The organism is Streptomyces sp. NPDC025833 (assembly GCF_055558055.1).
In genome coordinates, this window is sequence record NZ_JBVHNF010000010.1 from 327,432 (window position 1) to 354,245 (window position 26,814).

A 26,814-nucleotide genomic window follows, 5' to 3' on the forward strand; every position below is an offset into this window, starting at 1 on the left:
GGGGCGCGGCCGGGCAGGGCCCTAGGCGAGCCGGCTCTCGGCCGGCTCGCGCAGGGGCCACCGGCCGTCCACCACGGCCGTCTCGTCGCCCTTGCGCCGCAGGAACGCCTGGAAGTCCGCCGCCCATTCGGCGTACCAGCCGATCTGGCGCCGGTGCAGCTCCGCCGGGCCCAGGGACGCGATCTTCGGGTGGCGTTCGGCTATCGCGGACGCGAGCCGCGCCGCGGCGAGGGCGTCGGCGGTGGCGTCGTGGGCCGCGTCGAGGACGATGCCGTACTCGGCGCAGACCGCCTCCAGGTTCCGCTTGCCCCGGCGGTAGCGGTCGGCCCACCGGTCGACGGTGTACGGGTCGACGACCGGCGCCGGCTGGGCACCGCCGAGGCGGTCGGTGAGCGACGGCAGTCCGTGGCGGCGCAGTTCGGCGGCGAGCAGGGTGAGGTCGAAGGCCGCGTTGTAGGCGACGACCGGGACGCCCGCCGTCCAGTAGGACACCAGGACGTCCGCGATGGCGTCGGCCACCCGGTCGGCCGGGCGGCCCTCGGCGGCCGCGCGCTCGGTGCTGATGCCGTGCACCGCGACCGCGTCGGCCGGGATCTCCACGCCCGGATCGGCCAGCCACTCCCGGCGCCCCAGCGGCTCGCCGGCCCTGACCTCGATCACGGCGCCCGTGACGATGCGCGCCTCGTGCGGATCGGTTCCCGTCGTCTCCAGGTCGAAGCCGATCAGCAGTTCCCGGTGCCAGGCCATGGGCGGCCCCCCTTCTTGGTGGTGCTTTCCCCCGGTGGCCTCCACCATCGCACGCGGCACTGACAAGCCGACTCCCGCGTTCCGCTTTCCGTTGCGGACAGGTCAGGACACGGGCCGCGAATCGGCCCAGGCCAGCTCGAACTCCTCACGGTATGTCGGGAAGAGTCCGACTTCACCGTCGTCGTCCTGCTTGACCAGCTTGCTGCCGTTGCGCAGCACCAGCACCGGCGACTCCATGCCCCGCGCCCCGCGCAGGTAGGACTGCACCACGGCGATGCCGTCGGCGCCGTCGCCGTCCACCAGGTAGGCGGTGAAGCGGGGCGTCTCGTCGTACACCTGGATCTCGAAGGCGCCCGGGTCGCGCAGCCGGGACCGCACCCGGCGCATGTGCAGGATGTTCATCTCGACCGAGCGGCCCAGTTCGCCCCGCTTCATCCCGAGTTCGCGCTCGCGCCGCTTGACCGAACTGGAGGCCGGGTTGAGGAAGAGCAGCCGCACCCGGCAGCCGGACTCGGCGAGCCGCACCAGGCGGCGCCCGGAGAAGTTCTGCACCAGCAGGTTGAGGCCGATGCCGATGGCGTCGAGCCGGCGCGCGCCGCCGAAGATGTCCTCGGCCGGGAACTGGCGCATCAGCCGCACCCGGTCGGAGTGGACCGCGACGACGTCGGCGTACCGGTCGCCGACCAGGTTCTCGACCGCGTCGACGGGCAGCCGGCGCGCCGAGGGCACGTCGCCGCCCGCGCCGAGCATCTCCAGCAGCCGGGCGGAGGCCCGCTCGGCCTGGCTGAGCACCGCCCCGTTCAGCGCCCGGTTGCGGGAGACGACGTTGCGGGTCACCTCCAGCTCGTCCAGGGCGAGTTCGAGGTCCCGGCGCTCGTCGAAGTACGGCTCGAAGCACGGCCAGTGCTGCACCACCAGCTCGCGCAGCTGGGGCAGGGTGAGGAAGCTGAGCACGTTGTCGTCGGCCGGGTCGAGCAGGTAGCCCTTGCGGCGGCTGACCTCGCGGACGGCGACCGCGCGCTGCACCCATTCCTGCCCGGCCGGGCCGGCCGCGGCGACCACCCACTCGTCGCCGTGGACGGGTTCGTAGACCGGCCGGAGCACGGCGGCCACGACCGCGCGCAGCCGCTGTTCGACGAGGTTCAGCCAGATGTAGGCCCGGCCGGCCCGCTGGGCGCGGGTGCGCACCTCGCGCCAGGCGTCGGCGTCCCACTCCAGCTCCGGCCCGATGGAACCCGCGTCCATCGGCCGGGCCAGGGACACCGCGCCGGGCGGGACGTCCGTGGAGTTCCCCTCGTGACCCTCGTGACCCTCGTCACCAGGAGGCAGCTCCAGCCCTCCCGAGCCCACCCGTGCACCGCCTTCCGCCCCCCGGGCCTTTTCCCGTCTCAACGATCAAGGAAGGGTACTCCGCGAGCGGTCGGCGGTGCAGCCGGATGGACAGGTCGGTTTCCCGTCCGGTCAGCTCAACTCCGCCATTCCCAGTGCCCGTTCTCCCATGCCAGGTCCTTGGGAGTGAGCGGATTCATAGCCGTGACGTCCCGCGGGGCGATGGTGAAGCCCTGCCAGTGCACGGGCATGGGCTGCTGGTCCTCGTCCCGGGCGATGTGGTGGAAGCCCACGTTCGCCCAGACCACGGGATGGGTGAGGGTCTGGCCGTTGACCCACTTGTCGACGGAGTCCGGGTGGCCGGCGGCGCACGCCGGGTTGTAGCTGGCGAACAGCTCGCACTTGTCGTACTGGGTCACGTACAGGTCGTGCCGGGTGAAGGCGCGGCCCGGGTACTTGGTGGTGGGCCCGGGGACCAGCTCGTACGAACGGGCGTGCCCGTCCTTGTTCTTGCCGGCCGCGCTGACCATCCGCCACCAGCGGTAGGTGCGGTAGTCGCCGGCGAACTCCTTGGGCATCCTGGTGCGGGTGGTCCTGGCGGTCGGGCCCTCCTGCCGTCCGGAGGGGGCGCTGACCTTGGAGTCGTACTGCTCGACGCGCCCCTTGGACGAGCCGTCGAGGCCGAAGTCGAGCCGCCAGAAGACGTTGTGGCTGTGGCTGGTGGCGTAGTCCCCGGCGCCCTTGCCGATGGGCCAGCCACGCCCGTCCTGCGCGTTGTAGTCGTCGAAGGAGAGGCTGCCGGTGGCGCCGACGTTCATGTGGACGGTGCCGTCGTCCTGGAAGCGCCACTCGGTGACGTACTCGTACCAGCCGACCTGGTTGACCGTGTAGACCAGCAGGTCCCTGCCCTGTTCCTGGTAGGTCTTCTCCACCGTCCGGAAGTAGTCGTGCATCCGGTAGGCGTGGCCGCGCGAACGGGTGGTCGTGCACAGGCCCTTGACGTTCGGGTGCGCCGGGTCGCCGTCGGGCACCCGGACGGACTTGACGGTGCCGCCGGGGCACTCTCCCGGGGTCAGTTCCTGCAGTGCCTGGGCGTAGTTCTGGCCCGTCAGGTCGTAGTACTCGTGCTTGCCGTCGTCGTACGGGACGTGGATCTGGGCGAGCCTCGCGCTGTTGAGGACCTTGATCGGCTCGGCCTCGCCCTTGGGCTGGTAGGTGACGTCCTCCAGGACCAGGCCGGCCTTGCTGTCGTAGCGCCAGCACATCCGCCAGGTGGTGCCGGTGGACAGCTTCTGCTCGATCCGGTAGGCGGTGCCGCACGCGGGGGCCGCGGCGGGCGCGGCACCGGGCTCCGCCGCGGCCGGGCCGGCCGCGGTGGTGACGCCGGCGGCCAGCGCGGCCAGGGACAGGGCGACGGCCGCGGTCCTGCGGGCGGCACGGCGGACGGCGCGCGGCCGGGCGCCGCCGGAACGGTGCTTTTCGGGCATGAAGAGGTGACTCCTCGCCAAAGGGTGCGGATGTGGTGGCGGGCGGCGGCGGTCAGCCGCGGTCGAGCGCGGCTGTCCTGCGGGCGCTCAGGTCGATCACCAGGTCCCTGGTGTCGATCCACGGCCCGTTGCGGACCTTGGAGAACAGGCGCACGCACCGGTGGGTGCCGCAGCCGTCGAGCACCGCGGGCTGCGCGCCCGGCGCGGCCCGGTAGATCCCGCCGGTCAGGTCCAGTTGGCCGGGCGAGGTCAGTTCCCGGCCGGTGGCGTCCTTGTAGTCCGCCTTCAGGCCCGCGCCGAGCGGGCCTGCGATCAGGATCCGGGCCGCCTCGGTGTTCTCCGCGCGGCTCGGCGGCGGCTGCACGCCGCGCCGGCTGGCGGTCCGCTCCACCTTCCCGGTCTCCAGGTCGACGGTCCGGGTGACGAGCGTGTCGTCCGTGTAGTCGTAGAGGGTCACGTCGGCCCGGCGGGGTGCGGCCGGGTCGTCGGCCTCGGCGGCCTCGGGCTCGGCGAGGTCGACGCTCAGCCGCTGCGGTCCGCGGCCCCCGCCGACGTCCCGGGCGGTGGCGGCCAGCCGTCCGGCCACGGCGATCCTCTCGATCCGTGCCAGCTCGCCGCCGGTGAGCGGGTCGCGGCCGGTGCCCCGCCGCGGCTCGGCGGGCGCCCGCTCCACCACGCCGGGCGGCGGGTCCGCCTCCTGTCCGGCCTGCCCCGCGGCTCGTGCTCCGCCGCCGGTGCCGCCGGTCTCGCCCGCGCCCGCCGTGCCCGGCAGCGTGACCGCGACCAGGGCGGCGCTCCCCACCGCCGCCAGGGCCGCGCCGGTCAGTACCTTGCCCAGATGGCGGTGGACTGTCTCGCGCACATCTTCCCCCTGCTCCCCTGGTCCCCGGGAGTACGTCTGGTCCCCGGGAGTACGTCTCGCCCGCTGATTCGGCGCAGGGCGGGTACCAGAACCGCCGTGCGCGCTGGTCGGTGGGTAAGAGGCAGGTGAATCACCGGAGGTTGCGTCACTTTCGGACAAGGCCCGGGGGCCGGCGCGGCCCCGGTCGCACGGCACACCTGGGAGAGTCGTAAGCATGCAGGTCTGGCCTGGAGAGACGTATCCGCTCGGCGCCACCTACGACGGCGCCGGAACCAACTTCGCGGTCTTCACGGAGGCCGCGGACCGAGTAGAGCTGTGTCTGCTGCACGACGACGGCTCGGAGACGGCGGTGGAGCTGCGCGAGAGCGACGCGTTCGTGCGGCACGCGTACCTGCCCGGCGTGATGCCGGGCCAGCGGTACGGGTTCCGGGTGCACGGCCCGTACGACCCCGGCCGCGGGCTGCGCTGCAACTCGGCGAAGCTGCTGCTCGACCCGTACGCGAAGGCGGTCAGCGGGTCGGTCCGGTGGGGCGAGGAGGTGTACGGCTATCACTTCGGGGCGCCCGAGCGGCGCAACGACCTGGACTCGGCGCCGCACACCATGACCTCGGTGGTGATCAACCCCTACTTCGACTGGGGCGACGACCGTCCGCCGCGGACCGACTACCACCGCACGGTGATCTACGAGGCCCACGTCAAGGGCCTGACCATGCGGCACCCGGGGCTGCCCGAGGAGCTGCGCGGCACCTACGCGGGGCTCGCCCACCCGGCGGTCATCGAGCACCTGACCGAACTCGGGGTGACGGCGCTGGAGCTGATGCCCGTGCACCAGTTCGTGAACGACCACCGGCTGGCCGACCTGGGCCTGTCCAACTACTGGGGCTACAACACCATCGGCTTCTTCGCCCCGCACAACGCGTACGCCTCCTGGGGCGACCGCGGCCAGCAGGTGCTGGAGTTCAAGTCGGCGGTCCGGGCGCTGCACGAGGCCGGTATCGAGGTCATCCTGGACGTCGTCTACAACCACACGGCGGAGGGCAACCACCTGGGCCCGACGCTGTCCTTCAAGGGCATCGACAACCCCTCGTACTACCGGCTCACCGACGACCCCCACTACTACATGGACACCACGGGCACCGGGAACTCGCTGCTGATGCGGTCCCCGCACGTGCTCCAGCTGATCATGGACTCGCTGCGGTACTGGGTCACCGAGATGCACGTCGACGGCTTCCGCTTCGACCTCGCGGCCACCCTGGCCCGGCAGTTCCACGAGGTGGACCGGCTGTCGTCGTTCTTCGACCTGGTGCAGCAGGACCCGGTGGTCTCCCAGGTGAAGCTGATCGCCGAGCCGTGGGACGTCGGCGAGGGCGGCTACCAGGTGGGGAACTTCCCGCCGCTGTGGACGGAGTGGAACGGCAAGTACCGGGACACGGTCCGGGACCTGTGGCGCGGTGAGCCGCGCGCGCTGGCCGAGTTCGGCTCCCGGCTGACCGGCTCCTCCGACCTCTACCAGGACGACGGCCGCCGGCCGCTGGCCTCCATCAACTTCGTGACCTGCCACGACGGTTTCACCCTGCACGACCTCGTCGCGTACAACGACAAGCACAACGAGGCCAACGGCGAGGAGAACCGGGACGGCGAGAGCCACAACCGGTCGTGGAACTGCGGCGCGGAGGGCGAGAGCGACGACCCGGAGGTGCTGCGGCTGCGCGCCCGCCAGATGCGCAACTTCATCGCCACGCTGATGCTGTCCCAGGGCGTGCCGATGATCAGCCACGGCGACGAGTTCGCCCGCACCCAGCGCGGCAACAACAACGCCTACTGCCAGGACAACGAGCTGTCGTGGATCCGGTGGCCCGGCGAGGAGGGGGACGGCACCGGCCTGCTGGAGTTCACCCGGGCGATGGTGGGGCTGCGCCGCGACCACCCCGTCTTCCGGCGGCGCCGCTTCTTCCACGGCCGCATGGTGGAGGGCGCCCGCGACGAGCTGTCCGACATCGCCTGGTTCACCCCGGAGGGCAGCGAGATGACCCAGGAGGACTGGGACTCCGCGCAGGTGTCCGGCCTGACGGTGTTCCTGAACGGCAACGCCATCTCCGAGCCCGGCCCGCGCGGGGAGCGCATCTCGGACGACTCCTTTCTGCTGATGTTCAACGCCTCGCCCGAACCGCTGGACTTCGTGGTGCCGGTCGGCCACGGCCGGCAGTGGCAGGTGGTGGTCGACACGGCCCGCCCGGAGGGGGTGCCGCCGGGGTCGGGCCCGAAGGCCGACGCGGGCGACCGGCTCACCCTGCCCGACCGCAGCCTGACCGTGCTCCAGCGCCCGGCGTGACCCGCCGCCCGGCGGCTCCCCGCGGGAGCCGCCGGGCGGCGTGCGCGGGGCCGGACTAGGAAGTCCCCCGGTCCGGCACGCGCGGGCCGGTGGCGGTCCCGGAGCGGTCCCGGTGTGCGGTCGGGCGGGTGGTCAGCGCGAGGCAGAAGGCGAGGGCGGCCGCGCCGCTCGCCGCCGTGAAGGCGGCCGCCGGGCCGTGCGACTCGGCCAGGCGTCCCGAGACGGCGACGGCCACCGCCTGGCCGCCGACCAGGGCGCTGGTGGCCAGGCCCATGGTCTCGGCCAGCCGGGACGGCGCGACCGCGCGCTCCAGCAGGCCGAACACCGTGATCAGGTGCGGGGCGTAGGCGGTGCCCAGGACGGTGACGACGGCGTACAGGACGGGCAGGCCGGTGGTGCCCGCCAGCGGCAGGGAGAGCACGAGGGCGGCGCCGGTCGCCAGCCGCCAGCGCGCGCGGGGGCCGACCCGGTCCGGTACGGCGGCCATGGCGAACCCGGCCGCGGCGCTCATCACCCCCATGGCGGCGTACACGAGACCGGCCTGCTCCTCCTGCCCGAGCCGGCCGGTCAGCGCCGTGATGCCCGCCTGGCAGGCGCCGAACATCGCGCCCTGGAGCGCCAGCGCGGTCAGCAGGGCGGGCACGCACCGGGGCAGCGGGGCCCGCGCGGCGCGCACCCGTCCGGGGCCGGGCCCCCCGCGCGCGGGTGCGGCCAGGCGGGCGGTCGGATGCAGGGCGAAGGCGCTGCCGCAGCACGCCACCAGCACCGCCGCGCCGCCCAGCGCGTAGGCCGGATGGGCGAGGACCGCGGCCAGGCCGACGAGCGCCGGGCCGATGACGAACGACAGTTCGTCCAGGGTGCTCTCGAAGGAGAGCGCGGCGCCGACCGTCGCCTCCGGGGCGCCCGCGCGGCGGGCCAGGGCGACCAGCCGGGTGCGCGCCAGCGGGCCGACGAGCGGCACGGTGGCGCCCGCGGCGGCCCCCAGGAGCGCCAGGGCGGCCGCGGGCAGCCCGGCGAGCGCCCCCGCCACCAGCGCGGCCACGGCGAGGGCGTTGACGAGCGAGAACGCGAGCACCACGGTCCGCTGGCCGTGCCGGTCCGCGAGCCGCCCCACCAGCGGCCCGCAGACCACCTGGCCGAGCGCGAGCGCGCCGCCGGTCACCCCGGCCGTGCCGAGGGAACCGCTGGTGCGGGCGACGAGCAGGACGCTGCCGAACTGGATGGTCGCGGTGGGCAGCCGCCCCAGGAACGACACGCACGGCAGCAGCGGTCCGGTCAGGCCGATCACCCTGCGGTACGTCCGCGCCGTGCCGCCCCGCCCGGGCCGCTCCGGCGCCGCTCTCGTCGTCCCCATCGTTCGAACCTAGACACGGGTGCGTGATCCGGGCAGGCGAGGATGACACGAAAGACGGCGAGCGGGGTACGTAGGTTCCCATGACTTCTGCGCGATCCGGACCCGGGGTGCCCACGGCCACCTACCGGCTGCAGCTCCAGCCGGCGTTCCCGTTCGCCGCCGCCGAAGCGGCCGTACCGTACCTGGCGTCGCTCGGCGTCTCGCACCTGCACCTGTCCCCGGTCCTGGAGGCCGTCCCGGGGTCCACGCACGGCTACGACGTGGTGGACCACTCGCGGGTGCGCGCGGAGCTGGGAGGTGAGGAGGGGCTGCGCGCGCTGGCGCGCACCGCGCGGGAACACGGACTGGGCCTGGTGGTGGACATCGTGCCGAACCACATGGCGATGGCGCCCGCGCACAACCCCGCGCTGTGGGAGGTGCTGCGCGACGGGCCCCGGTCGCCGTACGCGCGCTGGTTCGACATCGACTGGGAGGCGCAGGACGGCCGGGTGCTGCTGCCGGTGCTCGGTGGACCGGTGGGCGCGGAGACGGCGCACCTCGTGCCCGACGGGGACGTGCTGCGCTACCACGGCCACGCCTTCCCGCTGCGCGCCGGCACCGGGCACCTGCCGCTGCCGGCGCTGCTGGACGCCCAGTGGTACCGCCCGGTGTGGTGGCGGCTGGCCCGTACCGAGCTGAACTACCGTCGGTTCTTCTCCATCTCCGAGCTGATCGGGCTGCGGGTGGAGGACCCCGAGGTGTTCCACGCCACCCACGGCACGATCCTGCGGCTGCTCGCGGACGGGGTGATCGACGGGCTGCGCGTCGACCATCCCGACGGGCTCGCCGACCCCGACGGCTACCTCGCGCGGCTGGACGAGGCGACCGGCGGGCGCTGGACGGTCGTGGAGAAGATCCTCGCCGACGGCGAGCACCTGCCGGCGTCCTGGCCGGTCGCGGGCACCACGGGCTACGACGCCCTGCGGCACGTCGACGGCCTGTTCACGGACCGCACCGGGGCGTACGAACTGCTCGGCCGGTACCGCGCGTTCGCGGCGCCGCAGACCGACCGGGGCGGCAACTGGGAGGCCACGGTCCGGCGGGCGGCGTACAAGGTGCTCACCCACGAGCTGGCCACCGAGACCGACCGGCTCACCCGGGTGGCGGCCCGGCTGTGCGCCGCCTCGCCCGACCTCTCGCTGCGCGACCGGGCGCCCTGGGCGCTGCGCACGGCCGTGGAGGAGCTGCTGGTGCGGATGCGGGTCTACCGGCCGTACGCGTCCGGCGACGCCGCCGCCGTGATCACCGAGGAGGCCGCCGAGGAGGCCCGGCTCGCCTTCGTGGTGCCCGAGGAGGCCGAGGCGGTCGGGATCGTGCGCCGGCTGCTGGTCGAGCCGCCCGGCGAGGTGACGGCGCCGGACCACGCCGACCGGGTGGAGTTCCGCGCCCGGTTCGCGCAGACCGCGTCGGCGCTGCGCGCCAAGTCGGTGGAGGACACGGCGTTCTACCGCTACGTGCCGCTGCTGTCGGCGACCGAGGTGGGGGGCGACCCGGGCAGCCCCGGGGTGTTCCCGGAGGACTTCCACACGTACTGCGCGCGCGTGCAGCGCGACTGGCCGCTCACCGGGACGGTCGTCACCACGCACGACACCAAGCGCAGCGCGGACGTGCGGGCCGCGCTGGCCGTGCTCACCGAGTGCCCGGACCGCTGGACCCGGCTGCTCGCCGAGGTGACCACGGACGGCGACGGCGCACCGGACGGGCAGCTCGCCTGGGCGGCCTGGCAGACGGTGTTCGGGCTCGGCCCGGCCGAGGAGGAGCGCGTCCTGCGGTCGCTGCTGAAGCACGTCCGCGAGGCGGGCATGTACACGAGCTGGACGGAGCAGGAGGCGCCGTACGAGGAGGCGGTGGCGGCCTTCGTCACCGCCGGGCCGTGCGGGCCGCCGGGCGAGCGCGTGGCGGCGCTGCGCAAGGCGCTGGAGCCGCACGTCCGGGCCAACGTCCTCGGTACCGCGCTGGTCCACCTGACGATGCCCGGGGTGCCGGACGTGTACCAGGGCACGGAGGGCGAGTACCGGGCGCTGGTTGACCCGGACAACCGGCACCCGGTGGCGCTGCCGCCCGAGGCGCCCGGCGAGAAGGGCGCCGTGACGGCGGCGGCGCTGCGGCTGCGGGCCCGGCGCCCGGAGGCCTTCGGCGCGGACGCGTCGTACGAGCCGCTGGCCGCCGAGGGCCCGGCCGCCGAGCACTGCCTGGCGTTCACGCGCTCGGGCGAGGTGGTCACGGCGGTGACCCGGCTGTCGCTGCGGCTGGCGGAGGCGGGCGGCTGGCGGGAGACACGGCTGCCGCTGCCGCCCGGCCGGTGGGTGGACGTGCTGGCGCCGGACCGCGAGTACACCGGCCACGCGCCCGTGGCGGACCTGCTCGGCGGACTGCCGGTGGCGCTGCTGGAACGGGTCGCGCGGGACTGAGGCGCCGGCGGGGGCGCGGGGGGCCGGACGCGGGCGGGCACGGGCGCCTGGGCGCCCCCGGCGGCTCCCCCGCCGACTGCTTGACAGTTCCCCCGGCCCGTGCGGCACTGGGAGGGCGAAACCGGGCGGACGGGTCGGGGGTGGGTCCGGTGCCGGAGCTGCGCTATCCCAGCGTTCCCGAACTGGTCGCCGCCGCGCGGACGCTGGCCGCCGGGGAACCCGGGCTGTGCGCGCTGCGCCAGGTGGGCGTCTCGCGCGCGGGACGCCCCCTGCACCTGCTGTCGGTGGGGCACGCCCGGCGTGCGGTGCTGGTGGTCGCCGGCGCCCACGCCAACGAGCCCGCGGGCGGTTCCACGCTGCGGGCGCTCGCCGAGCGGGTGCTCGCCGACCGGGAGCTGCGGGCGGGCACCTCCTGGCACTTCCTGCTGTGCGCCGACCCGGACGGCGCGAGTCTGCACGTGACCCCGGCGCCGCGCAGCCTGCTCGACTACCACCTCGGTTTCTACCGGCCGACCGGTGCGGAGCAGCCGGAGTGGTCCCCCTCGGTGCTGCCGCCGGACCGGCTGCCGCCGGAGACCCGGGCCCTGACCGGGGTGATAGACGAGGTCCGCCCGTACCTCCAGGTGACGTTGCACGGCACCGACCTGGGCGGTAGCTGGGTGCAGCTGACCAGGGACGTACCGGGGCTCGCCGAGCCGTTCGCCAAGTCCGCGGCCAGGCTGCGCATCCCGGTGGAGACGGGCGCCTCGGACGCCGCCGGCTGGCCGGCCTCCGGCCCCGGGGTGCACGTGATGCCCGGTCCGGGGACGGGGGCGGCCTACCCGAGCATGCCGGACGACGCCCGGCACAGCACCTGGTACCACGCGCACCGGTACGGCGGCCTGACCGCCGTGGTGGAGGTGCCGATGTGGGCCAGCGACCTGGTGGACGACCCGGCGCCGCACCCCGCCCCCGCCGCGGCCATGCGGCGCCTGGCCACCCGGCTGCTGCGGGACGGGTGGGAGGTGGAGCGGATCCTCGCCGAGGCGCTGCCCCGGCTGGACGGCGCGGAGGGGCCGCTGCTGCGGGCGGCGCGGTGGGCGCTGGAGCTGGTGCCGGGGCTGGCCGAGGACTGGGTCCACACCGATCCGGCGGGCACCACGATGGCGTACGTCGGCAGTGTGGACGCCTTCGGCCGGCGGCTGCCGCTGCGGGCCGCGGCGATGCTCCTGCGGGTGCTGCGGGAGGCGGACGACCGGGCGGCGCCGCGTCTGGAACAGCTCGTGGTCGCCTGGTGCGACGCCTTCGCACTACGGTTCCGGGCCCGCTGGGTGCCGCTGGAGCACCAGGTGGAGCACCAGTCCCGGACGGTGCTGGTGGCGGCGCGGCAGGCGCGGGAGCGGGCGGCCTGACCGGGGCGGGCCGGGTGGCGCGGGCCGGTGCCGGCGCCCGCGCCCCCGCCCGCGGTCGCCGGTCAGTCGTCCAGGGCGAAGACGTGTCCCGTCCGCGCCCGCAGGACGCAGACGCTGGTGTACGTCTCCTGGAAGTCGACCGGCCGGCCGTTCCACCGCCCGCGCGCGCGGGCGGTCACCGGGGCGAAGATCAATGGGCAGAAGACGTCGGCGGCCGGGATGCGGTCGATGTCGCCGTCCGCGCGGGCCAGTTCGCCGCAGGCCTCGGCCGCGTGCGCGTGTCCCCGGGGCGGGTCGCACAGCAGCAGCGTGCCGCGGGTGCCGCCGGAGCCGGATGCGCCCCGGGTGACCGTCAGGAGGAGCCGGCCGTCCGACCGGGTGTCGTGGGAGGCCGCCCGGGCCGGTCCCGCGGTGAGGAGACCGGCGGCGGCCAGCAGGGCGGCGGCCGCCGCTGCCGTTCTGGTGATGTGGGTCATGCCGGTTGCATCGGCACGCGGGCCCGTCCTCCGCAGTGCGGCTCACCCGATCGGGAGGGCACGCGCGCGCGTGCGGGCCCGTGTCCGAGCGCGGCGCGGCCCGTTCCGCGCCGGGGCGCTACCCCGCCGCGAGCCGGAAGACGGTCCGGCCGAAGGCGACCTGGTCGCCCTCGCGCACCACGACCGCGCCGGTCACCCGGCGGCCGTTGACCGTGGTGCCGTTGGTGGAGCCGAGGTCCCGCAGGACCCACAGGCCGCCCTGCCTGCTGAGTTCGGCGTGCACGCGGGAGACCGTCTCGTGGTTCAGGCGCAGGCCGTTCGCCGGGTCGCGCCCTATGCGCAGCGGGTGCGTGTGGGCCGGGTGCGGCAGCAGCAGCTTGGGCAGCCGCTCGGCCTGCCACGCGCTGCGCAGCCGTACGGTGAACCCGGAGACGGCCCCGACGCCGCCGAGCACCGCGCGGGAGAAGCGGTTCTCCCGGGGCAGGTCGGCGACGAGGACGGCGAGTTCGTCGGAGCGGCGCGCGGCGAGCGCCAGTTCCATCCGGCGCACGAACGTGTCGTGCGAGAGCCGGCCCAGGGCGACGCCGTCGCGCAGCACCTGTAGCGCCTTGTCGCGCTCCGCGTCGGACAGGCGCGCGGGACAGGTGGAGAACTCGAAGGACGACGTCACGCGAGTGATTGTCGGGCAGTGAACCGCGGGTGTCCAGAAAACACGTAACCGGTGGCGTTGTACGGGTACTTCCGCGACACCCGCGGGCAAAGGGCCGATTCGGAGGCGGATCGATCATCCGGGACGGCACGATGGTCGTGCGGGACATCACGGTGAGCAGACGAAGGGGACGCGTCCGTGCAGTTCGAGGTGTGGGCACCGCAGGCAGACCGAGTGACGCTCCATTGCGGGGGCGGCACGAGCGCGTTGGCGCGCGACCCCGCGCGCGAGGGGTGGTGGGCGGGCGAGGCGGAGGCGCGGGACGGCACGCGGTACGGGTTCGCGCTGGACGACGGTCCCGTGCTGCCCGACCCGCGCTCGCGCCGCCAGCCGGACGGCCCGGACGGGCTGAGCGCGGTCGTGGACCACGCGGTCCACGAGTGGGGTTCGCGGTGGGCGGGGCGGGGACTGCCGGGCGCGGTGCTGTACGAGCTGCACGTGGGCACGTACACCCCCGAGGGCACGCTGGACGCGGCCGCGGACCGGCTGCGGCACCTGGTGGAACTGGGCGTGACGCACGTCGAGTTGATGCCGTTGTGCCCCTTTCCCGGGCGGCACGGCTGGGGGTACGAGGGCGTGTCGCTGTGGGCCGTCCACGAGCCGTACGGCGGTCCGGCGGCGCTGAAGCGCTTCGTGGACCGGGCCCACGGGCTGGGGCTGGGCGTCGTCCTGGACGTCGTGCACAACCACCTGGGCCCGTCGGGCAACCATCTGCCCGCCTTCGGGCCGTACTTCACGGACACCCACCAGACGCCGTGGGGGTCGGCGGTGAACCTGGACGCGCCTGGTTCGGACGAGGTGCGCGCGTTCCTGCTCGGCAGTGCGCTGGCCTGGCTGCGGGACTACCGGATCGACGGGCTGCGGCTGGACGCCGTGCACGCCCTGTACGACACGCGCGCGTGCCACTTCCTGGAGGAGCTGTCGGCGGCCGTGGACGACCTGGCCGGCGAGGTGGGCAGGCCGCTGTTCCTGGTCGCCGAGTCGGACCGGAACGACCCGCGGTTCATCACCCCGCGCGCGGAGCACGGTCTCGGGCTGCACGCCCAGTGGAACGACGACTTCCACCACGCGCTGCACACCGCGCTGACCGGCGAGTCCCAGGGCTACTACGCCGACTTCGCCCGGCAGCCGCTCGCGGCCCTCGCCAAGACGCTCACCGGCGGCTACTTCCACGACGGCACGTACTCCAGCTTCCGGGGCCGCGGGCACGGCCGGCCGCTGGACCGGGCGCGCGTGGCCGGGCACCGGCTGCTCGGCTACAGCCAGACCCACGACCAGGTCGGCAACCGCGCGCAGGGCGACCGGCTCGCCGCGCACCTCGGCCCCGGCCTGCTGGCCTGCGCGGCGGCGCTGACCCTGACCGCGCCGTTCACGCCGATGCTGTTCATGGGCGAGGAGTGGGCGGCGGGCACGCCCTGGCAGTTCTTCACCGACCACACCGACCCGGAGCTGGCCGAGGCGGTACGGCGGGGCAGGCGGCGGGAGTTCACGTCGCACGGCTGGGCCGAGGAGGAGGTACCGGACCCGCAGGACCCGGCGACCCGGGAGCGTTCCTGCCTCGACTGGTCGGAGCCGGAACGCGAGCCCCACGCGCGCGTGCTGGCCTGGTACCGGCGGCTGACCGAGCTGCGCCGCACCCTGCCCGACCTCACCGACCCGGACCTCGCGGACACGAAGGTGGCGTACGACGAGGACGCCCGCTGGCTGGCCTTCCGGCGCGGGGACGTACGGGTGGCGGTGAACCTGGGCGCGGAACCCGTGGCGATCCCGCTCGGCACCGGCCGCGTCGAGGTCCTCGCCGCCTGGGAGCCGGTGACGGCCCCGGGCCCGGACGGCCTGCTCCAGCTCCCCGGCGAGTCCTGCGTGGTCCTGGTCCAGCCCTGAGCGCGCCGTGCGCCCGCGGTTGCGCGAACGGCCGGCGCCGATGATTGTCGGTGGTCGTCATTAGGGTGACGATCATGAGTCTGACAGCAGTGATGGTCACGGTGGACTGTGCGGAACCGCGGGAGCTGGCCCGGTGGTGGGCCACCGCGCTGGGCGGCGAGATCGCCCAGGACCACGGCGACTTCGTCATCGTCAGGGCGCAGCCGGTGGCCCTGGGTTTCCAGCGCGTGGCCGAAGAGCGGCGGGGCAAGAACCGGGTCCACGTCGACTTCGCCGCCGCGCCCGGCACGAGCCTGGCGGAGGAGGTGGAGCGGCTGGTCGCCCTGGGGGCGAGCGTCGTCGGCGAGCACAGCGTTCCGGGACTCGCCTGGACCGTGCTGCGGGATCCGGCAGGCAACGAGTTCTGCGTCCACTGAGGGGTGCTGGGCGGTTCCGCGTCCGGCACGACAGCTACTGCCCGGGGACGTCGAGAAAAAGGAAGGGGGAACCCGGGGCCGTCGTCACGGCTCCGGGTCGTCCTCCTTGAGGTCGGTGACGCGTTCCAGCAGGATCGGCTCCCACACGCGCCGCAGCCGGCTCCGCAGCGGGGCCGGGGAGCCGCCGGTGCGGCCCTGGAGCCGGTCGGTGAGCTGGATGACGGTGTCGCAGCGGGCGAGCCACAGCCCGCGCAGGCAGGCGCGGGCGCCGTAGCCGGCGAGGGTGGCGGCGCGGACGGCGGCCGGGGAGCCGACGGCGGCGGCGAGCCCGGCGATGTCCTCGGCGGGGTCGCCGAGGGCCGCCGCGGTCCAGTCCAGGACGCCCCGCACCCGGCCGTCGGCGCCGACCAGCACGTGCGCGCCGGTCAGTCCGTGGTGGGTGAGGACGGCGGTACCGGGCTGCGCGGTGAGCTGGGCCGCGCCGGCCGGGGTGAGCTGCCGGAGCCGGGCGGCGTCGAACTCGTCGGCCGCGGCGAGCCGTTCGGCCGCGTGCGCGGCCGTCCGGCGCAGCGCCTCCAGCGAGCGCGGGGCGGCGCGCGGCACGCCCAGCGCCTCGGCCTGGCGGGCCGGGACGGCGCGCAGCCCGCCGAGCAGTCCGGCGAGGTCGGCCTCGCCGACGGCGCAGACGTCGTGCTCGTCGGCCGTGCCGCCGGGCAGCCGGGTGTCGAGGGTGTAGGCGAGACCGGGTGCCCAGTCGCCGTGCGCGACGCTGACCGGGACGGCCACGGGCAGGTGCGGGCGGACCAGATCGCGCAGGCGCAGTTCCCGGCGGCGGCGCACGGACGCATCGCGGTCGGGCGCGAGCCGCAGCACGTGGCGGCCGCCGATCCACCAGGTGTGCGCGCGGTCCTCCGTCACGGGCCGGACGGCGGGCCCGGCGGTGCCGCCGCCGCCCTCGACGGGCAGCGAGCGGACCAGTCGCCGGACGGTGTCCGCGGTGGGTGTCGGTGCCTGGGCCATGGGTCGAGCGTCGCCGTTCCGGTGTCGTCGAGGAGGGATCGGTGGGCATCCCTCCGTCCACTATGCCCGTCGCGCCGTCTGCCGCCCCGCGGGCCGCGGCATCGGGAGACCGGCCGGACGGCCCGCTGCCCGGCCGGGCCCGGCGGGCCGGACGGCCGCGGCGGGACACGAAAGGGTGAGGGGGCCGGCCGGGCGCGGCGACGGTCAGCGGCGCGACGGGACCGGTGCGGCGGGCGGGCGGTCCGGCAGGAAGCCGTGGGCGCGGCGGCCGAGCCACTCGGCCTTGTAGCGGTCGACCTCCCGGTGCCAGTGGAGGATGCCGGCCAGCCAGTTCCGGAGGTCCAGCACGTAGGCGTCCATCGCCGTGCGCGTCTCGCCCGACAGCCCGAAGTCCTCGTACAGCACCGGCAGTTCGTGGGCGATCACGTGCTCGAACTGCTCCATGCGCTGCGTCGTCAGGTCGTGGACGACGCGCAGGGCCGCCGGGTAGTCCACCCCGAAGAAGTTCTGCACGACCAGGACGGCGTTGTGGATCTCGCCGTCGTACTCGATCTCCTTCTGGTAGGAGAAGATGTCGTTGAGCAGGCAGGCGTAGTCGATCGCGGCGTTCTCCAGGGAGCGCACCGGCCCGCTGGCGTACACCTCGGCCGGGATCGCCGGGCCGTGGCCCGCCCGGCACAGGCTCAGGGTGAGGTCCGAGCCGAAGGTGGCACGCCGCATCTCCAGGTAGTCGACCGGGTCGGGGACGCGGTGCTGCATCTCGTTGGACAACTCCCAGACCCAGCTCTCGGTCATCGTGTCTACGGCGGCCTTGAGGGAGCGCCGCTGCCCGGGTGTCATCCCTGCGGTGGTGCGCGCCCACAGGTCGGCCAGCCCGCGTTCCATCGCGTTGCCGGGGACGACGGCCGGCTCGCCCTCGACGGCCATGCACGCCGACAGCCGGGCCGTGGTCAGCCGGGCGGCGGCGAGGTCCCGGCGGTGGCCGTACACCAGCGGGTAGTAGTCGTCGCCGTAGGTGCCCCAGGCGAGCCACTGGGCGCTGAGGTCGAGGGCCTCGGCGGTGGCGTCCGGGTCCAGTCCGGCGGAGCACAGCGCGAGGTCGTAGGCGGCGAGCTTGTCCTCGTCCCAGACGCCCTCCTCCAGGATGCCGGTCCGGTGGCACCAGTCGGCGAGGCGGCCGCGGGCCCGGTCCAGGTGCGGGCTGAGCCGTACCCGGTACGGCATGTAGAGGTCGGGGATGCGGGACGGGCCGACCTTCTGGCGGGGCACGTGGGAGTAGGCGCGCAGCCGCTCCCGGGCGGCGCCGGCGAGCAGGGCGCCGACATCGGCGGCGGAGGTGCCGGGGCCGTTCGGGAGCTGCCAGGGCGAGCCGGTCCGGGCTCCCTGGTTCATGTAGCGGCTGGAGCGCAGGTGCCATTCGTGGCCGCCGGACTGCCAGTCCTGGAGCCCCTTGGTGTACGCGGCGACCGCGGCGGCCTCCACCGGGGTGAGGCCCTTCTCCAGGACGACGGCGGGCACCTCGGTGAGCGCGGTGTGCTCGAACTGGTGCAGCCGGGAGGTGAGGACGTCGTTGACGGTGTCGGCGGCCTCCTGGGTGGTGCAGCCGAAGAACCGCTCCAGGACCAGCACGCCGTTGCTGTTCTCGCCCTCGTCCTCGACCTCGCGCTGGTAGGAGAACAGGTCGTTGCGCAGGTGGACGGCGTCGGAGAACGTCTCCATGAGGACGCGCAGCGGCCGGGTCCGGGCGACGGCCGCGGGCACCTCGGCGGTCGCGTACTCGACGAGCCCGGCCGACCAGGGCGCGCCGCCCACCTTGCGGCGCATCTCGATGTACTCGACGGGGTTGGCGATCCGCCCCTCGTTGATGTTGGACAGCTCCCACATCGACTCGTTGAGCAGGTGCTCGGTGGCGACGGAGAAACGGCGGCGCCAGTCCGCGGACATCGACGGCACCGTGCGCTCCCAGAGGTCCTTCAGGCCCGCCTCGACCGGGTTCTCCGGCTCGGGCACGGGCGCCGACGGGTCGAGGGGCATGAACAGCGGCAGCCGGTCCAGGTGCGCCTTCCCGGCGGCGCGGTCCGGGGTGCGCTTGAACATGTCGAGGAAGTGGTCGTCGAAGAAGAACACCCATACGTACCAGTCGGTGATGAGCGAGAGGGCGGGGCCGTCGCAGTCGGGATGGGTGTACGAGCACAGGAGCCCGTAGTCGTGCGCCTCCAGGTCGGCCTGCTCCCAGATCCCGGAGCCCTCCAGCATGCCCATGGCCCGGGCCCACGCGGTGGAGTGGGCCCGGGCCTCGTCCAGGTGCGGGTTGAGCCGCGCGGGGTACGGCATGTAGAAGTGCGGGAGTTCGAACGGCTGCGTCATGGCCGGGGCACTACCCCCGGCCCCGCACGCCCATCCGCCGCGCGGCACATGATCACACCATCGCGTGAACCGACCGCGAAACGTGGCCGCCGGGTGGTGAGTTGTGGCGTCGGATCCCTTGCCGCGCCCCCGCGCGCGGGTCACCGTAGGCGTCATGACCTCGTTCGTGCTGCCCCACGAGGTGCACGGCGGGCGGCTGGCCGCGTTCAAGAGGCGGTGCCCCGCCGACGACATCATGACGACGCTCGGCCACGACGCGGAGCCGGCCGGCGCCGAACTGGAGATGTTCTTCTTCCTGCTCACCGTGGCGGGCAACGACACCGTGCGCAGCGCGGCCCCGGGCGGTCTGCCGGCGCTGGCGGAGCACCCGGAGGCGTACGAGGCGCTGCGCTCCGGCCGGGCCGGCCTGGCGACCGCCGGGGACGAGCTGCTGCGCTGGCACCCGCCGGTGCTGACCTTCCGCCGGACGGCCGCGCGGGACACCGAGCTGGCGGGCCGCCGGATCCGCGCGGGCGACAAGGTCGTGGTGTTCCACGCCTCGGCCAACCGGGACGAGCGGGTCTTCGCCGCACCGGACCGGCTCGACCTGACCCGCTCCCCCAACCCGCACGTCTCGTTCGGCGACGGTCCGCACGTCTGCCTGGGGGCGCACTTCGCACGGCTGCAACTGCGGCTGCTGCACGAGGAGGTGCTGCGCGCCCTGCCCGGGCCACCGCGCCTCGCCGGCCCGCCCGGGCGGCTGGTGTCGAACTTCATCAACGGGGTGAAGTCACTGCGCGTGCGCCTCCTGTGACGCCTGGGCGGGATCGACCTGGATCAGCGCGTGCGTGCCGCTCGTCCGCCAGTTCCGGTCGCCGGCCGCCGTCAGCTCGGCCTCGGTGGTCGCGGACAGGCCGGTGACCACGTCGGACTTCAGGGTGCGCAGCGCGGCGACGGGCCCGGGGAAGTACGCGGTCGCCTCCCGGAAGGGCGTGGTGGGCGGCCAGCGCCGGTCGCCCACCAGGCGGCGGTAGTTCAGGTCGCCCTTGAACACGGTGAGGTCGGCCGCCGCGAACTCGGCGCGCAGGTCGTCCGGCATGTCGGCGTACGGCAGCGGGGCGCACGAGAAGGGGTGCGCGCGGACGGTGAGCCGTCCGTCGGCCATGGCCGACCAGAGCACGCGCGCGTGGCCGCCGGCCGCGCCGCCCGCCGCGCGCAGCCGGTGCAGGGCGTCGACGACGTCGGCGGTGGTGGCGTCGGAGACGTAGTAGGGGTACGGCTTGACGTGCAGCACCGCCCGCGCGGTCCGCCCCTCGGCGAGGAGGTGGGCGATCAGCAGGAGGTCGGGGACGAGTTCGCGGCCCGCGTTGTCGGCGACGAGTACGAGCGTGCCCGTCGTGGTGGGCGGCAGCAGCGACCAGAGCGTCCCGCTGTCGTCGGCGACCAGCGCGGGTACCGGTTCGCCGGCGCCGGCGGCGGAGAGCCGGAAGCCGAGGTCGGCGCGGTTGCCCCAGAGGGAACCGTGCAGCAGGGCGCGGGCCCGCTCCGCCTCCGGCAGTTCGCACAGGCCGTCCAGGGCGGCCAGTTCCCCGTCGGTCTCCGGGGCGTCGAGTTCGGCGCGCTTGAAGGGGCGGAAGGGGTCCACGCCCTGCCAGGCGCCGGGGCCGAACCAGCCGACGGCGCCGAGCAGCCGGCGGTAGAAGTAGCTCTCCGCCCACAGCCAGGGCACGTCGTACCAGGACCGCCCGGTGTGCTCCGCCAGCCCCCAGCCGTCCCACCGGTCGCGGTCCGGGGCGTCGGCCGGGAGCGGCTCGACCGTCCCCCCGGTGCAGTTCACCAGCAGTTCGTCCAGCGCGCGGTGCTGGCCGGGGCCGTACGGGAAGGCGTCCCGCACCTGCCGGATGATCGCGGGGTGCCGTTCGGCCAGCACGCTGTGCGGGAAGGAGCCGGGTTCGTCGCCGAGGATCACGGGTGCGAACGGGGTGTCGGGCATGACCGTCACCGTATCGCGGGTGTCAGGCGGTGCGGATCTCCCGCTCCAGCTGCGTGGCGAGGGTGACGTAACGCGGGCGCCGGTGCACCGGGACAAGACCGCGGATCATGAGGTGCCACATCTCGGCGACCCTGCGCGGCAGCCGCCCGGGGGGTTCGAGCGACCGTCCGGCGACCCGGGTGCCGACGAAGAAGCACACCAGGGAGTGGGCGACCACACCGACGTCGACGTCACCGTGGAGATCGGACTCCCTGACGGCTCCGGTGAATTTGCGGGCCGCGAAGTCGAGCCACTCGGTGAACGGGTGCCGCAGCGGCGGCCGTACGGCGATGTCCGCGGTCGCGAGGCGGAGCCCGGCCCGCGGGACCGGGTCGTCCACGGCGAGCCTGGCGATCCCGAACGTGGTGCGCATCAGGCCCTCCAGGGAGGAGCAGCCGCGGTTCTCGACGTCGGCGACGACCTGCTGGGCGGCCCTGGACTGGAGTTCCAGGATGGCGTGGGCCAGGTCCTCCTTGGCGGCGAAGTGGAAGTACAGGGCGCCCTTGGTGACGTTCGCGTGGGCGACGATGTCGCTCAGGCTCGTCGTTTCGTAGCCGTGCCGGTCGAACAGGTCGGCGGCGGCCGTGATGATCGTGGCGCGGGTCTGTTCAGCGCGTAACTGCCTCGCCATCCTCGGACCCCTCCTCTCACCTCAAAAGGAACGGGACATGCGGTTTGTTTCTCGCGTCCCGCATACGATAACTCACCGATCGGCGAAGGGAGTCCGGTACGTCACCCCTGCGCACCCCACACGTGTCAGCGGTGCTCCGGGGGCCGGCCGAAAACAGGGTGCCGCGGGCAACGGTCGAGATCACGTCGGCTTTCCCCCTTCACCGCCGCCCGCCGCCGGCCGCTGCCGGATGGTTCCGGGGCGCCGGGTGTCGCACCCGTGATCGCCACCATACGAGGCGTACGGCCGGCTCCTCAACGGGGCGTGGGAGCAGGCGCGAAACAGGAGGACCGGTCGGTGGTTTCACGCCCCCCGCGGCCGGGTGTGTGCGGCAGCGGCGCGGTATCGGTACCGCCAGGGGCGGAGTCCCCCGTACGGCGCGGCCGGCATCAGGGGGGCGGTTCGAGAGCCCGGGGCGGCGGAGCCGGGCCCGAATCGGCACGGCGGGGCCGAAATCGCCGGACGGCAGGACCGCATCGCGGCGCGGCGGGGCCGCAGTGCCGGCACCGGGGGGGCTCACGGCAGGGCGGGGCCGGCCGGGCACGGCGCGCCGGTCGCGGACGTGTCGCCGGGTGCCGGCGTGCCGTGCGTGCGCGAGGTCGGCCGGGAAACCGGTCGGGGCGACGTGTCGGGCGTGACGGCACGGCAGTGCGCCGGGCGCCTGGCGCTCGCGTTCCGGCGTGGCCCCTCCCGGGGCATGGGAGAGCCGCCGGCGTGGCGCGCCCACGTCGGCGGCGGGGACACCGGCCGTGCCGGGTCCGCGGTGCGGGTCCCGGCTCCCGCGGGCCGCCCGGGGTCACCGCCGGCACCGGGGTTCCGGTGCCGGAGGCGGGGCACGGCGCCGCGGCGTGCGGGCGGCGCCCCTCGGTGCCGTGCACCGGGAACGCCGCCCTGGCCCCGCGGTGGCGGCGGCACCGGACCGGACGACCGGGTCCGGCGGTGCGCGCCGGCCCGGGTCAGTTCACGTAGACGCGGACGCCGCCGTCGGTGACCGGCGCGTACTTGGCCGTGAAGTAGCCGTCGGCGAAGCACAGCGAGGGACCGGACACCTTGCTGAAGCGCTGGTTGACGAAGGAGATGCTGCTGTCCGCGTTGTCCGCCTTACCGCTCAGGCCGGGGGCCTGGTAGACGCAGGTCACGGTGCCCAGCAGGGTGCGGAGCTGGACCGTGGCCTGGATCGCGCTGCCGCTCGGGGGCGAGACGGTGAGGACACCGCCGGAGGTGATCGTCGCCGAGTAGGGCAGGTTGTTGATAGTGACGCCGTTGACCCCGAGGACGCCGGTGACGTTGCTGGTGCACGTGCTGCTGTTGAAGGTGTGCGCGGTGACGGACTCGGAGGCGGTGCCGGGGGCGGCCGGGTTGCCGGTCACCTTGGCGGTGAACTGGGAGCCCGTGCACTTCACGCCGCTCGTGCCGGTCGCGCTGGAGTAGAACGTGGCGGCGGTGCCGGTGGCCAGCGGCGCGGTGAGGGTGTCACCGACGGCGACCGCGGTGCCGCCGGTGCTGCCGGTGGTGAGGACCGTGCCGGCCGCGGAGGCCGGACCGGCCCAGGCGAGGGCGAGGGCGGTGGCGGTGCCACCGGCCAGGGTGAGGAGGGAGCGCGTACGCATGCGGGTGCCTCTCTTCCGAACTGAGGGGGGACAGATGAGATGAGGGATGGCGAGTGGTGCGCGCATTGCCGCCGGCGCGGGTCGTCGTGACGCCTTCTCCGTACGCCGCGGACCCGCGACGGCGGCACACCGGACACCGGCCGAAGGTCTCGGGAGGAGACCTCCGGCCGGGCCGGACTCATGGGGGCGGCCGGGCACGGCGGACGAGGGGGAAGCGAGCGTGCCGGAGCCGGCTTGCGAGGTGGAGCGCTTGCCTTGGCAGGGCCGGGAACGCGTCCGGTACCGCGCCGTGAGCACGGCAGGCGCCGCCTGCCGGACCCGGCGCCACGGATCCGCGGAAACAGGGGAAGTTCTAGACCTGAACAACCGCCAACGTCAAGGCCCCGCAACGGAGTTGTGCTGCCGAGTCGCGGGGCGCGCACATCCCCCACTCCTTTTCCACAACTCCCTTGACCCTTCAAAGTAACCGGCGGTAACTTCCTGGAAAGGCTACTGCCGCGTAACGAGAAAGCCCTTGCACCCGCCGGGAGTCGCGAGGAGGCGTGCGCGGCGTCCGCTGTCCGCGCCAGGACACCGCGCCACTGAAGCCCAATCCGCATTGATCACATGCCCATGGGAGCAGACATGGCCTCGTCCCCGGACGTTCCGTCCACCGGCAACACCCCAGAGCATCCAGGAAGCGCCGTCCCGTCCGAAGCACCGGACGCCGCCGGGAGCACGTCCGGCGGCGAGCGGCGGGGCCGGGTCCGGGCCCGCCGGGCCGCGGTGATGGCCGTACCCGCCACCCTGATCGCCGCCGGCCTCGCGGTCCTCACCGCACAGGGCGCGCTCGGTGTGCAGTTCGCCATCTCCGGCATGCCCTTCACCGTCACCGCGACGGAGCTGAAGGGCACCGGGTTCGAGCAGTTCGGCGCGCTCGACAACATGGCGGAGGGCAGCCCGAACGCCGGGGACACCGGCGGCCAGGTGCTCGTCGTCACCTCCGCGATCAAGAACGCCACCCTCACCAAGCTGTGCCAGAGCGTCGACCTCGGCGGCACCAACCTGCTGATCACCGCGGGCAACGGCAAGAACAAGGTGCAGGCGACCGACCTGACCACCGACTCCACCCAGCTGTCGGGTGACGCCGCGTTCGACAACATCGAGATCGGCAACGACGCCGCCACGCTGACCAAGGCGGGCGTGAAGGGGCCGAGCGGCGTCTTCAGCCAGCAGGCCGACACCGTGCGCATCGCCAACCTGCGGCAGACCAACTACGCCACCACGGCGGGGGTGTTCAAGCTGCCCGGCCTCCACCTCAGCTTCAGCGACAAGGGCTGCTGAACGCCGTGCGGGACCGTCCACGCCGGGGACCGAGGCTCGCCTTCCGCGGATGGCGGGCCCGCCGGCCGTTCTGGGGCGGGCTGCTGCTCGCCCTCGGCGGCGGCGAGATCCTGCTGACCGAGAAGGCGTCGCTGAAGGTCGTGATGCACATCGGCATGCAGGGCCTGGCCGGGTACCTGCTGCCCGGTCTGATGGTGCTGCTGGGCCTGCTCGTCCTGTTCAACCCGGCCCAGCGGCTCTTCTACTCCATCACCGGCATCCTGCTCTCGCTGGGCACCTGGCTCACCTCCAACCTGGGCGGCTTCTTCATCGGCCTGCTCCTCGGCGCCACCGGAAGCTGCCTCGCCTTCGGCTGGCTGCCGGACCAGGAACCGCGCGCCGGGCGCCGCGCGCGCCGCAGGCGGGCGAGGGCGGCGGCCACCGCCCCGGCCACGGAACGCGCCGGGTCGGTGGAGGGCACGGCCTGACGGGGCCGGGCCCCGAGGACGCCGCGCCCGGCGGACCCTCCGGGCCCGCCCCGGGCACGGCGCACCCCGCCGGACCGCTCCGGCACACCCGCACCCCGTCGGAGTTCCCCCGAACAGGTGACTTGGGAACTTCTTTGCCACCGCTGCGAGTTCACCGGGGGCCGGGCGGACGAGGCGCCGTCCGCACGAGGCGACGGGTAAGGAGCAACGGCATGGTGTTCAAGAGGCTGCTGGGCGCGATCGGGGTCGGCGGCCCCTCCGTGGACACGGTGCTGGACGGCGGCGGCGCGCTGCCCGGAGGCGCCCTGACGGGCCGAGTGCTGCTGCGGGGCGGCGGTGCGCCGGTGGAGGTCGAGCACATCGGCCTGGAGCTGATCGCCCGCGTGGAGGCCGAGCACGAGGAGGGCGAGGGCGAGGGCACGGTCGTCTTCGAGCGGTTCACCGTCGCCGGCGGCTTCCGGCTCGGTGAGCAGGAGGAGCGCGAGCTGCCGTTCAGCGTGCCGCTGCCCTGGGAGACCCCGGTGACCGAGCTGCACGGGCAGGCGCTCGGCATCGTGCTCGGTGTGCGTACGGAGGTCGCGGTGGCCGGCGCCCGGGACAAGGGCGACCTGGACCCGCTGCACGTCCGTCCCCTGCCCGTGCAGGAGGCCGTGCTGGAGGCCCTCGGGCAGCTCGGCTTCGGCTTCCGCTCGGCCGACCTGGAGTACGGCCGCATCGGCGGCACCGGCCAGCAGTTGCCGTTCTACCAGGAGATCGAGCTGACCCCGGCCCCGCAGTACGCGCACGCGGTGAACGAGATCGAGCTGACCTTCCTGGCCTCCCCCGCGGGCGTCGAGGTGGTCCTGGAGACGGACGGCCGCGACGGGCCGTTCTCCTCGGGGCACGACGCCCTGACCCGGTTCGCCGTGGCCCACGAGGACGCGTCGGCCCGCGACTGGCGCACCGAGGTGGACGGCTGGATCCGCCAGGCGACCGAGCACCGCGACGCCTACGGCAGCCACGCGGCGTACGGCCACGGCGGCGCTCCGCACGCCGGTCACCACAAGGGTGACGGCCACCACTCCGGCCCGGGCCTGGGCACGGCCGTGGCCGTGGGCGCGGCGGGCCTCGCCGTGGGCGTGGCCGGCGGGCTGGTGGCCGCCGAGGTCGTGGACGAGATCGGGGACTACTTCGAGGGCGACGAGGACGACGAGGGCGACTTCGGCGAGGACTGACCGCCCGGCCCGCGGCGCCGTGGGTCATGTCTCGTAATCGGCGCGGATCCGAGGAACTTTCCACCCGCTCCACTAGTTTCTACGGTGCTGTAGAAATTGCTGCCGGGGGCCGAGCAGGCACCCGGCGGCCGGTGTTGGAGGAGTGGACATGGCCCTGTGGGACCGCGTCAAGGAGTCGGCGTCGCAGATGCAGACCCAGTTGGTGGCGAAGAAGAACGACCTGAAGAGCGGCGCGTTCCGCGATGCGAGCATGGCGATGTGCGCGCTGGTGGCCGCCGCCGACGGGACGGTGGACGCGTCGGAGCGGCAGCGGGTGGCCCAGCTCATCGCCACCAACGAGGTGTTGCAGAACTTTTCGGCGGACGACCTGCGCCGCCGGTTCGAGGACAACCTGAACAAGCTGACGACCGACTTCGCCTTCGGCAAGGTGAGCGTGCTCCAGGAGATCGCCAAGGCGAAGAAGAAGCCCGCCGAGGCGCGGGCCGTGGTGCAGATCGGCATCGTCATCGGCGGCGCCGACGGCGACTTCGACAAGGACGAGCAGGCGGTCGTCCGGGAGGCGTGCTACGCGCTGGACCTCCCGCCGCACGAGTTCGACCTCTAGCCTGCGCGTTTCACTTGCCACGGTGTCCGGATCTTGAGCGGGAACGCGAAAGTGCCTTCCGAGCTGGGACGATGAGGCTTGTCTAAGGTCT

General features: G+C 74.2%; 21 protein-coding genes and 1 pseudogene. 10 read left to right on the forward strand and 12 right to left on the reverse strand.

The annotated features are described in order from the left end of the window. Window positions 1-21: 21 nt before the first annotated feature. From ACZ4K2_RS20140 to ACZ4K2_RS20155, 4 genes are all read right to left on the reverse strand, one after another. Window positions 22-747: an exonuclease domain-containing protein gene (locus ACZ4K2_RS20140; protein WP_467474701.1), complete on the reverse strand. Its 726-nt coding sequence runs from the start codon at window positions 745-747 to the stop codon at window positions 22-24. Between the two features lie 102 nt (window positions 748-849). Continuing rightward, window positions 850-2,097 (reverse strand): SAV2148 family HEPN domain-containing protein, encoded by a 1,248-nt coding sequence (locus ACZ4K2_RS20145; RefSeq protein ID WP_467474699.1) that lies wholly within the window; start codon window positions 2,095-2,097, stop codon window positions 850-852. A 116-nt stretch (window positions 2,098-2,213) separates the two neighbouring features. Then, window positions 2,214-3,563: a copper amine oxidase gene (locus ACZ4K2_RS20150; RefSeq protein WP_467474697.1), complete on the reverse strand. Its 1,350-nt coding sequence runs from the start codon at window positions 3,561-3,563 to the stop codon at window positions 2,214-2,216. Window positions 3,564-3,615: 52 nt separating this feature from the next. Then, on the reverse strand, window positions 3,616-4,425 hold the full coding sequence (locus tag ACZ4K2_RS20155; protein WP_467474695.1) for a Tat pathway signal sequence domain protein: 810 nt from the start codon (window positions 4,423-4,425) through the stop codon (window positions 3,616-3,618). A gap of 214 nt (window positions 4,426-4,639) precedes the next feature. Here ACZ4K2_RS20155 and glgX point away from each other — a divergent pair, with 214 nt between their 5' ends. Next, window positions 4,640-6,757 (forward strand): glycogen debranching protein GlgX, encoded by a 2,118-nt coding sequence (glgX, locus tag ACZ4K2_RS20160; protein ID WP_467474693.1) that lies wholly within the window; start codon window positions 4,640-4,642, stop codon window positions 6,755-6,757. A gap of 55 nt (window positions 6,758-6,812) precedes the next feature. Here the strand turns inward: glgX and ACZ4K2_RS20165 are convergent, their stop codons facing one another. After that, the gene (locus ACZ4K2_RS20165) at window positions 6,813-8,111 is read right to left on the reverse strand and encodes an MFS transporter (RefSeq protein ID WP_467474691.1); all 1,299 of its coding nucleotides are present in this window, start codon (window positions 8,109-8,111) and stop codon (window positions 6,813-6,815) included. Window positions 8,112-8,218: 107 nt separating this feature from the next. On the opposite strand from ACZ4K2_RS20165, the gene treY reads away from it, so the two are divergent. Next, window positions 8,219-10,561, forward strand: a complete 2,343-nt coding sequence (gene treY, locus ACZ4K2_RS20170; RefSeq protein WP_467475199.1) for a malto-oligosyltrehalose synthase — start codon at window positions 8,219-8,221, stop codon at window positions 10,559-10,561. A 140-nt stretch (window positions 10,562-10,701) separates the two neighbouring features. Beyond that, window positions 10,702-11,952 (forward strand): M14 family zinc carboxypeptidase, encoded by a 1,251-nt coding sequence (locus ACZ4K2_RS20175; RefSeq protein ID WP_467474689.1) that lies wholly within the window; start codon window positions 10,702-10,704, stop codon window positions 11,950-11,952. A gap of 62 nt (window positions 11,953-12,014) precedes the next feature. Here the strand turns inward: ACZ4K2_RS20175 and ACZ4K2_RS20180 are convergent, their stop codons facing one another. Together ACZ4K2_RS20180 and ACZ4K2_RS20185 are read right to left on the reverse strand one after the other, a co-directional pair. Beyond that, window positions 12,015-12,428, reverse strand: coding sequence for an SSI family serine proteinase inhibitor (locus tag ACZ4K2_RS20180; RefSeq protein ID WP_467474687.1), 414 nt, complete (start codon window positions 12,426-12,428; stop codon window positions 12,015-12,017). A 118-nt stretch (window positions 12,429-12,546) separates the two neighbouring features. Then, window positions 12,547-13,098 carry an FHA domain-containing protein gene (locus ACZ4K2_RS20185; RefSeq protein ID WP_467474685.1) on the reverse strand — a complete coding sequence of 184 codons (552 nt, stop codon included), beginning with the start codon at window positions 13,096-13,098 and terminating at the stop codon, window positions 12,547-12,549. 177 nt (window positions 13,099-13,275) lie between these two features. Between ACZ4K2_RS20185 and treZ the strand changes: the two genes are divergently transcribed. Beyond that, a complete protein-coding gene (gene treZ, locus ACZ4K2_RS20190) occupies window positions 13,276-15,021 on the forward strand; it encodes a malto-oligosyltrehalose trehalohydrolase (RefSeq protein ID WP_467474683.1) in 1,746 nt (581 codons plus the stop codon). A 74-nt stretch (window positions 15,022-15,095) separates the two neighbouring features. Continuing rightward, window positions 15,096-15,437, forward strand: a complete 342-nt coding sequence (locus ACZ4K2_RS20195) for a VOC family protein (RefSeq protein WP_467474681.1) — start codon at window positions 15,096-15,098, stop codon at window positions 15,435-15,437. Between the two features lie 84 nt (window positions 15,438-15,521). Here the strand turns inward: ACZ4K2_RS20195 and ACZ4K2_RS20200 are convergent, their stop codons facing one another. Together ACZ4K2_RS20200 and cyc2 are read right to left on the reverse strand one after the other, a co-directional pair. Beyond that, window positions 15,522-16,457, reverse strand: coding sequence for an aminoglycoside phosphotransferase family protein (locus tag ACZ4K2_RS20200; RefSeq protein WP_467474680.1), 936 nt, complete (start codon window positions 16,455-16,457; stop codon window positions 15,522-15,524). 204 nt (window positions 16,458-16,661) lie between these two features. After that, the gene (gene cyc2, locus ACZ4K2_RS20205) at window positions 16,662-18,824 is read right to left on the reverse strand and encodes a germacradienol/geosmin synthase Cyc2 (protein ID WP_467474678.1); all 2,163 of its coding nucleotides are present in this window, start codon (window positions 18,822-18,824) and stop codon (window positions 16,662-16,664) included. Between the two features lie 193 nt (window positions 18,825-19,017). Here cyc2 and ACZ4K2_RS20210 point away from each other — a divergent pair. Next, a pseudogene (locus ACZ4K2_RS20210) lies at window positions 19,018-19,617 on the forward strand (cytochrome P450); the annotation flags it as partial. Here ACZ4K2_RS20210 and ACZ4K2_RS20215 read toward each other — a convergent pair. From ACZ4K2_RS20215 to ACZ4K2_RS20225, 3 genes are all read right to left on the reverse strand, one after another. Next, window positions 19,594-20,796, reverse strand: a complete 1,203-nt coding sequence (locus tag ACZ4K2_RS20215) for a damage-control phosphatase ARMT1 family protein (protein WP_467474676.1) — start codon at window positions 20,794-20,796, stop codon at window positions 19,594-19,596. The pseudogene ACZ4K2_RS20210 and the gene ACZ4K2_RS20215 sit on opposite strands and share 24 nt — an antisense overlap. A 22-nt stretch (window positions 20,797-20,818) precedes the next feature. After that, a complete protein-coding gene (locus ACZ4K2_RS20220) occupies window positions 20,819-21,466 on the reverse strand; it encodes a ScbR family autoregulator-binding transcription factor (RefSeq protein WP_467474674.1) in 648 nt (215 codons plus the stop codon). Between the two features lie 995 nt (window positions 21,467-22,461). Beyond that, window positions 22,462-23,115: a Tat pathway signal sequence domain protein gene (locus tag ACZ4K2_RS20225; RefSeq protein ID WP_467474672.1), complete on the reverse strand. Its 654-nt coding sequence runs from the start codon at window positions 23,113-23,115 to the stop codon at window positions 22,462-22,464. Window positions 23,116-23,739: 624 nt separating this feature from the next. Here ACZ4K2_RS20225 and ACZ4K2_RS20230 point away from each other — a divergent pair. The 4 genes from ACZ4K2_RS20230 (at window position 23,740) to ACZ4K2_RS20245 (ending at window position 26,723) form a co-directional block, all read left to right on the forward strand. Continuing rightward, window positions 23,740-24,438 (forward strand): DUF6230 family protein, encoded by a 699-nt coding sequence (locus ACZ4K2_RS20230; protein ID WP_467475197.1) that lies wholly within the window; start codon window positions 23,740-23,742, stop codon window positions 24,436-24,438. Beyond that, entirely contained in the window at window positions 24,432-24,905 is a 474-nt protein-coding gene (locus ACZ4K2_RS20235; RefSeq protein ID WP_467475195.1) for a DUF6114 domain-containing protein, read from the forward strand. The genes ACZ4K2_RS20230 and ACZ4K2_RS20235 overlap by 7 nt, the downstream gene beginning before the upstream one ends. Window positions 24,906-25,117: 212 nt before the next feature. Beyond that, entirely contained in the window at window positions 25,118-26,119 is a 1,002-nt protein-coding gene (locus ACZ4K2_RS20240) for a sporulation protein (protein WP_467474670.1), read from the forward strand. A gap of 148 nt (window positions 26,120-26,267) precedes the next feature. After that, entirely contained in the window at window positions 26,268-26,723 is a 456-nt protein-coding gene (locus ACZ4K2_RS20245) for a tellurite resistance TerB family protein (protein ID WP_467474668.1), read from the forward strand. Window positions 26,724-26,814 lie beyond the last annotated feature (91 nt).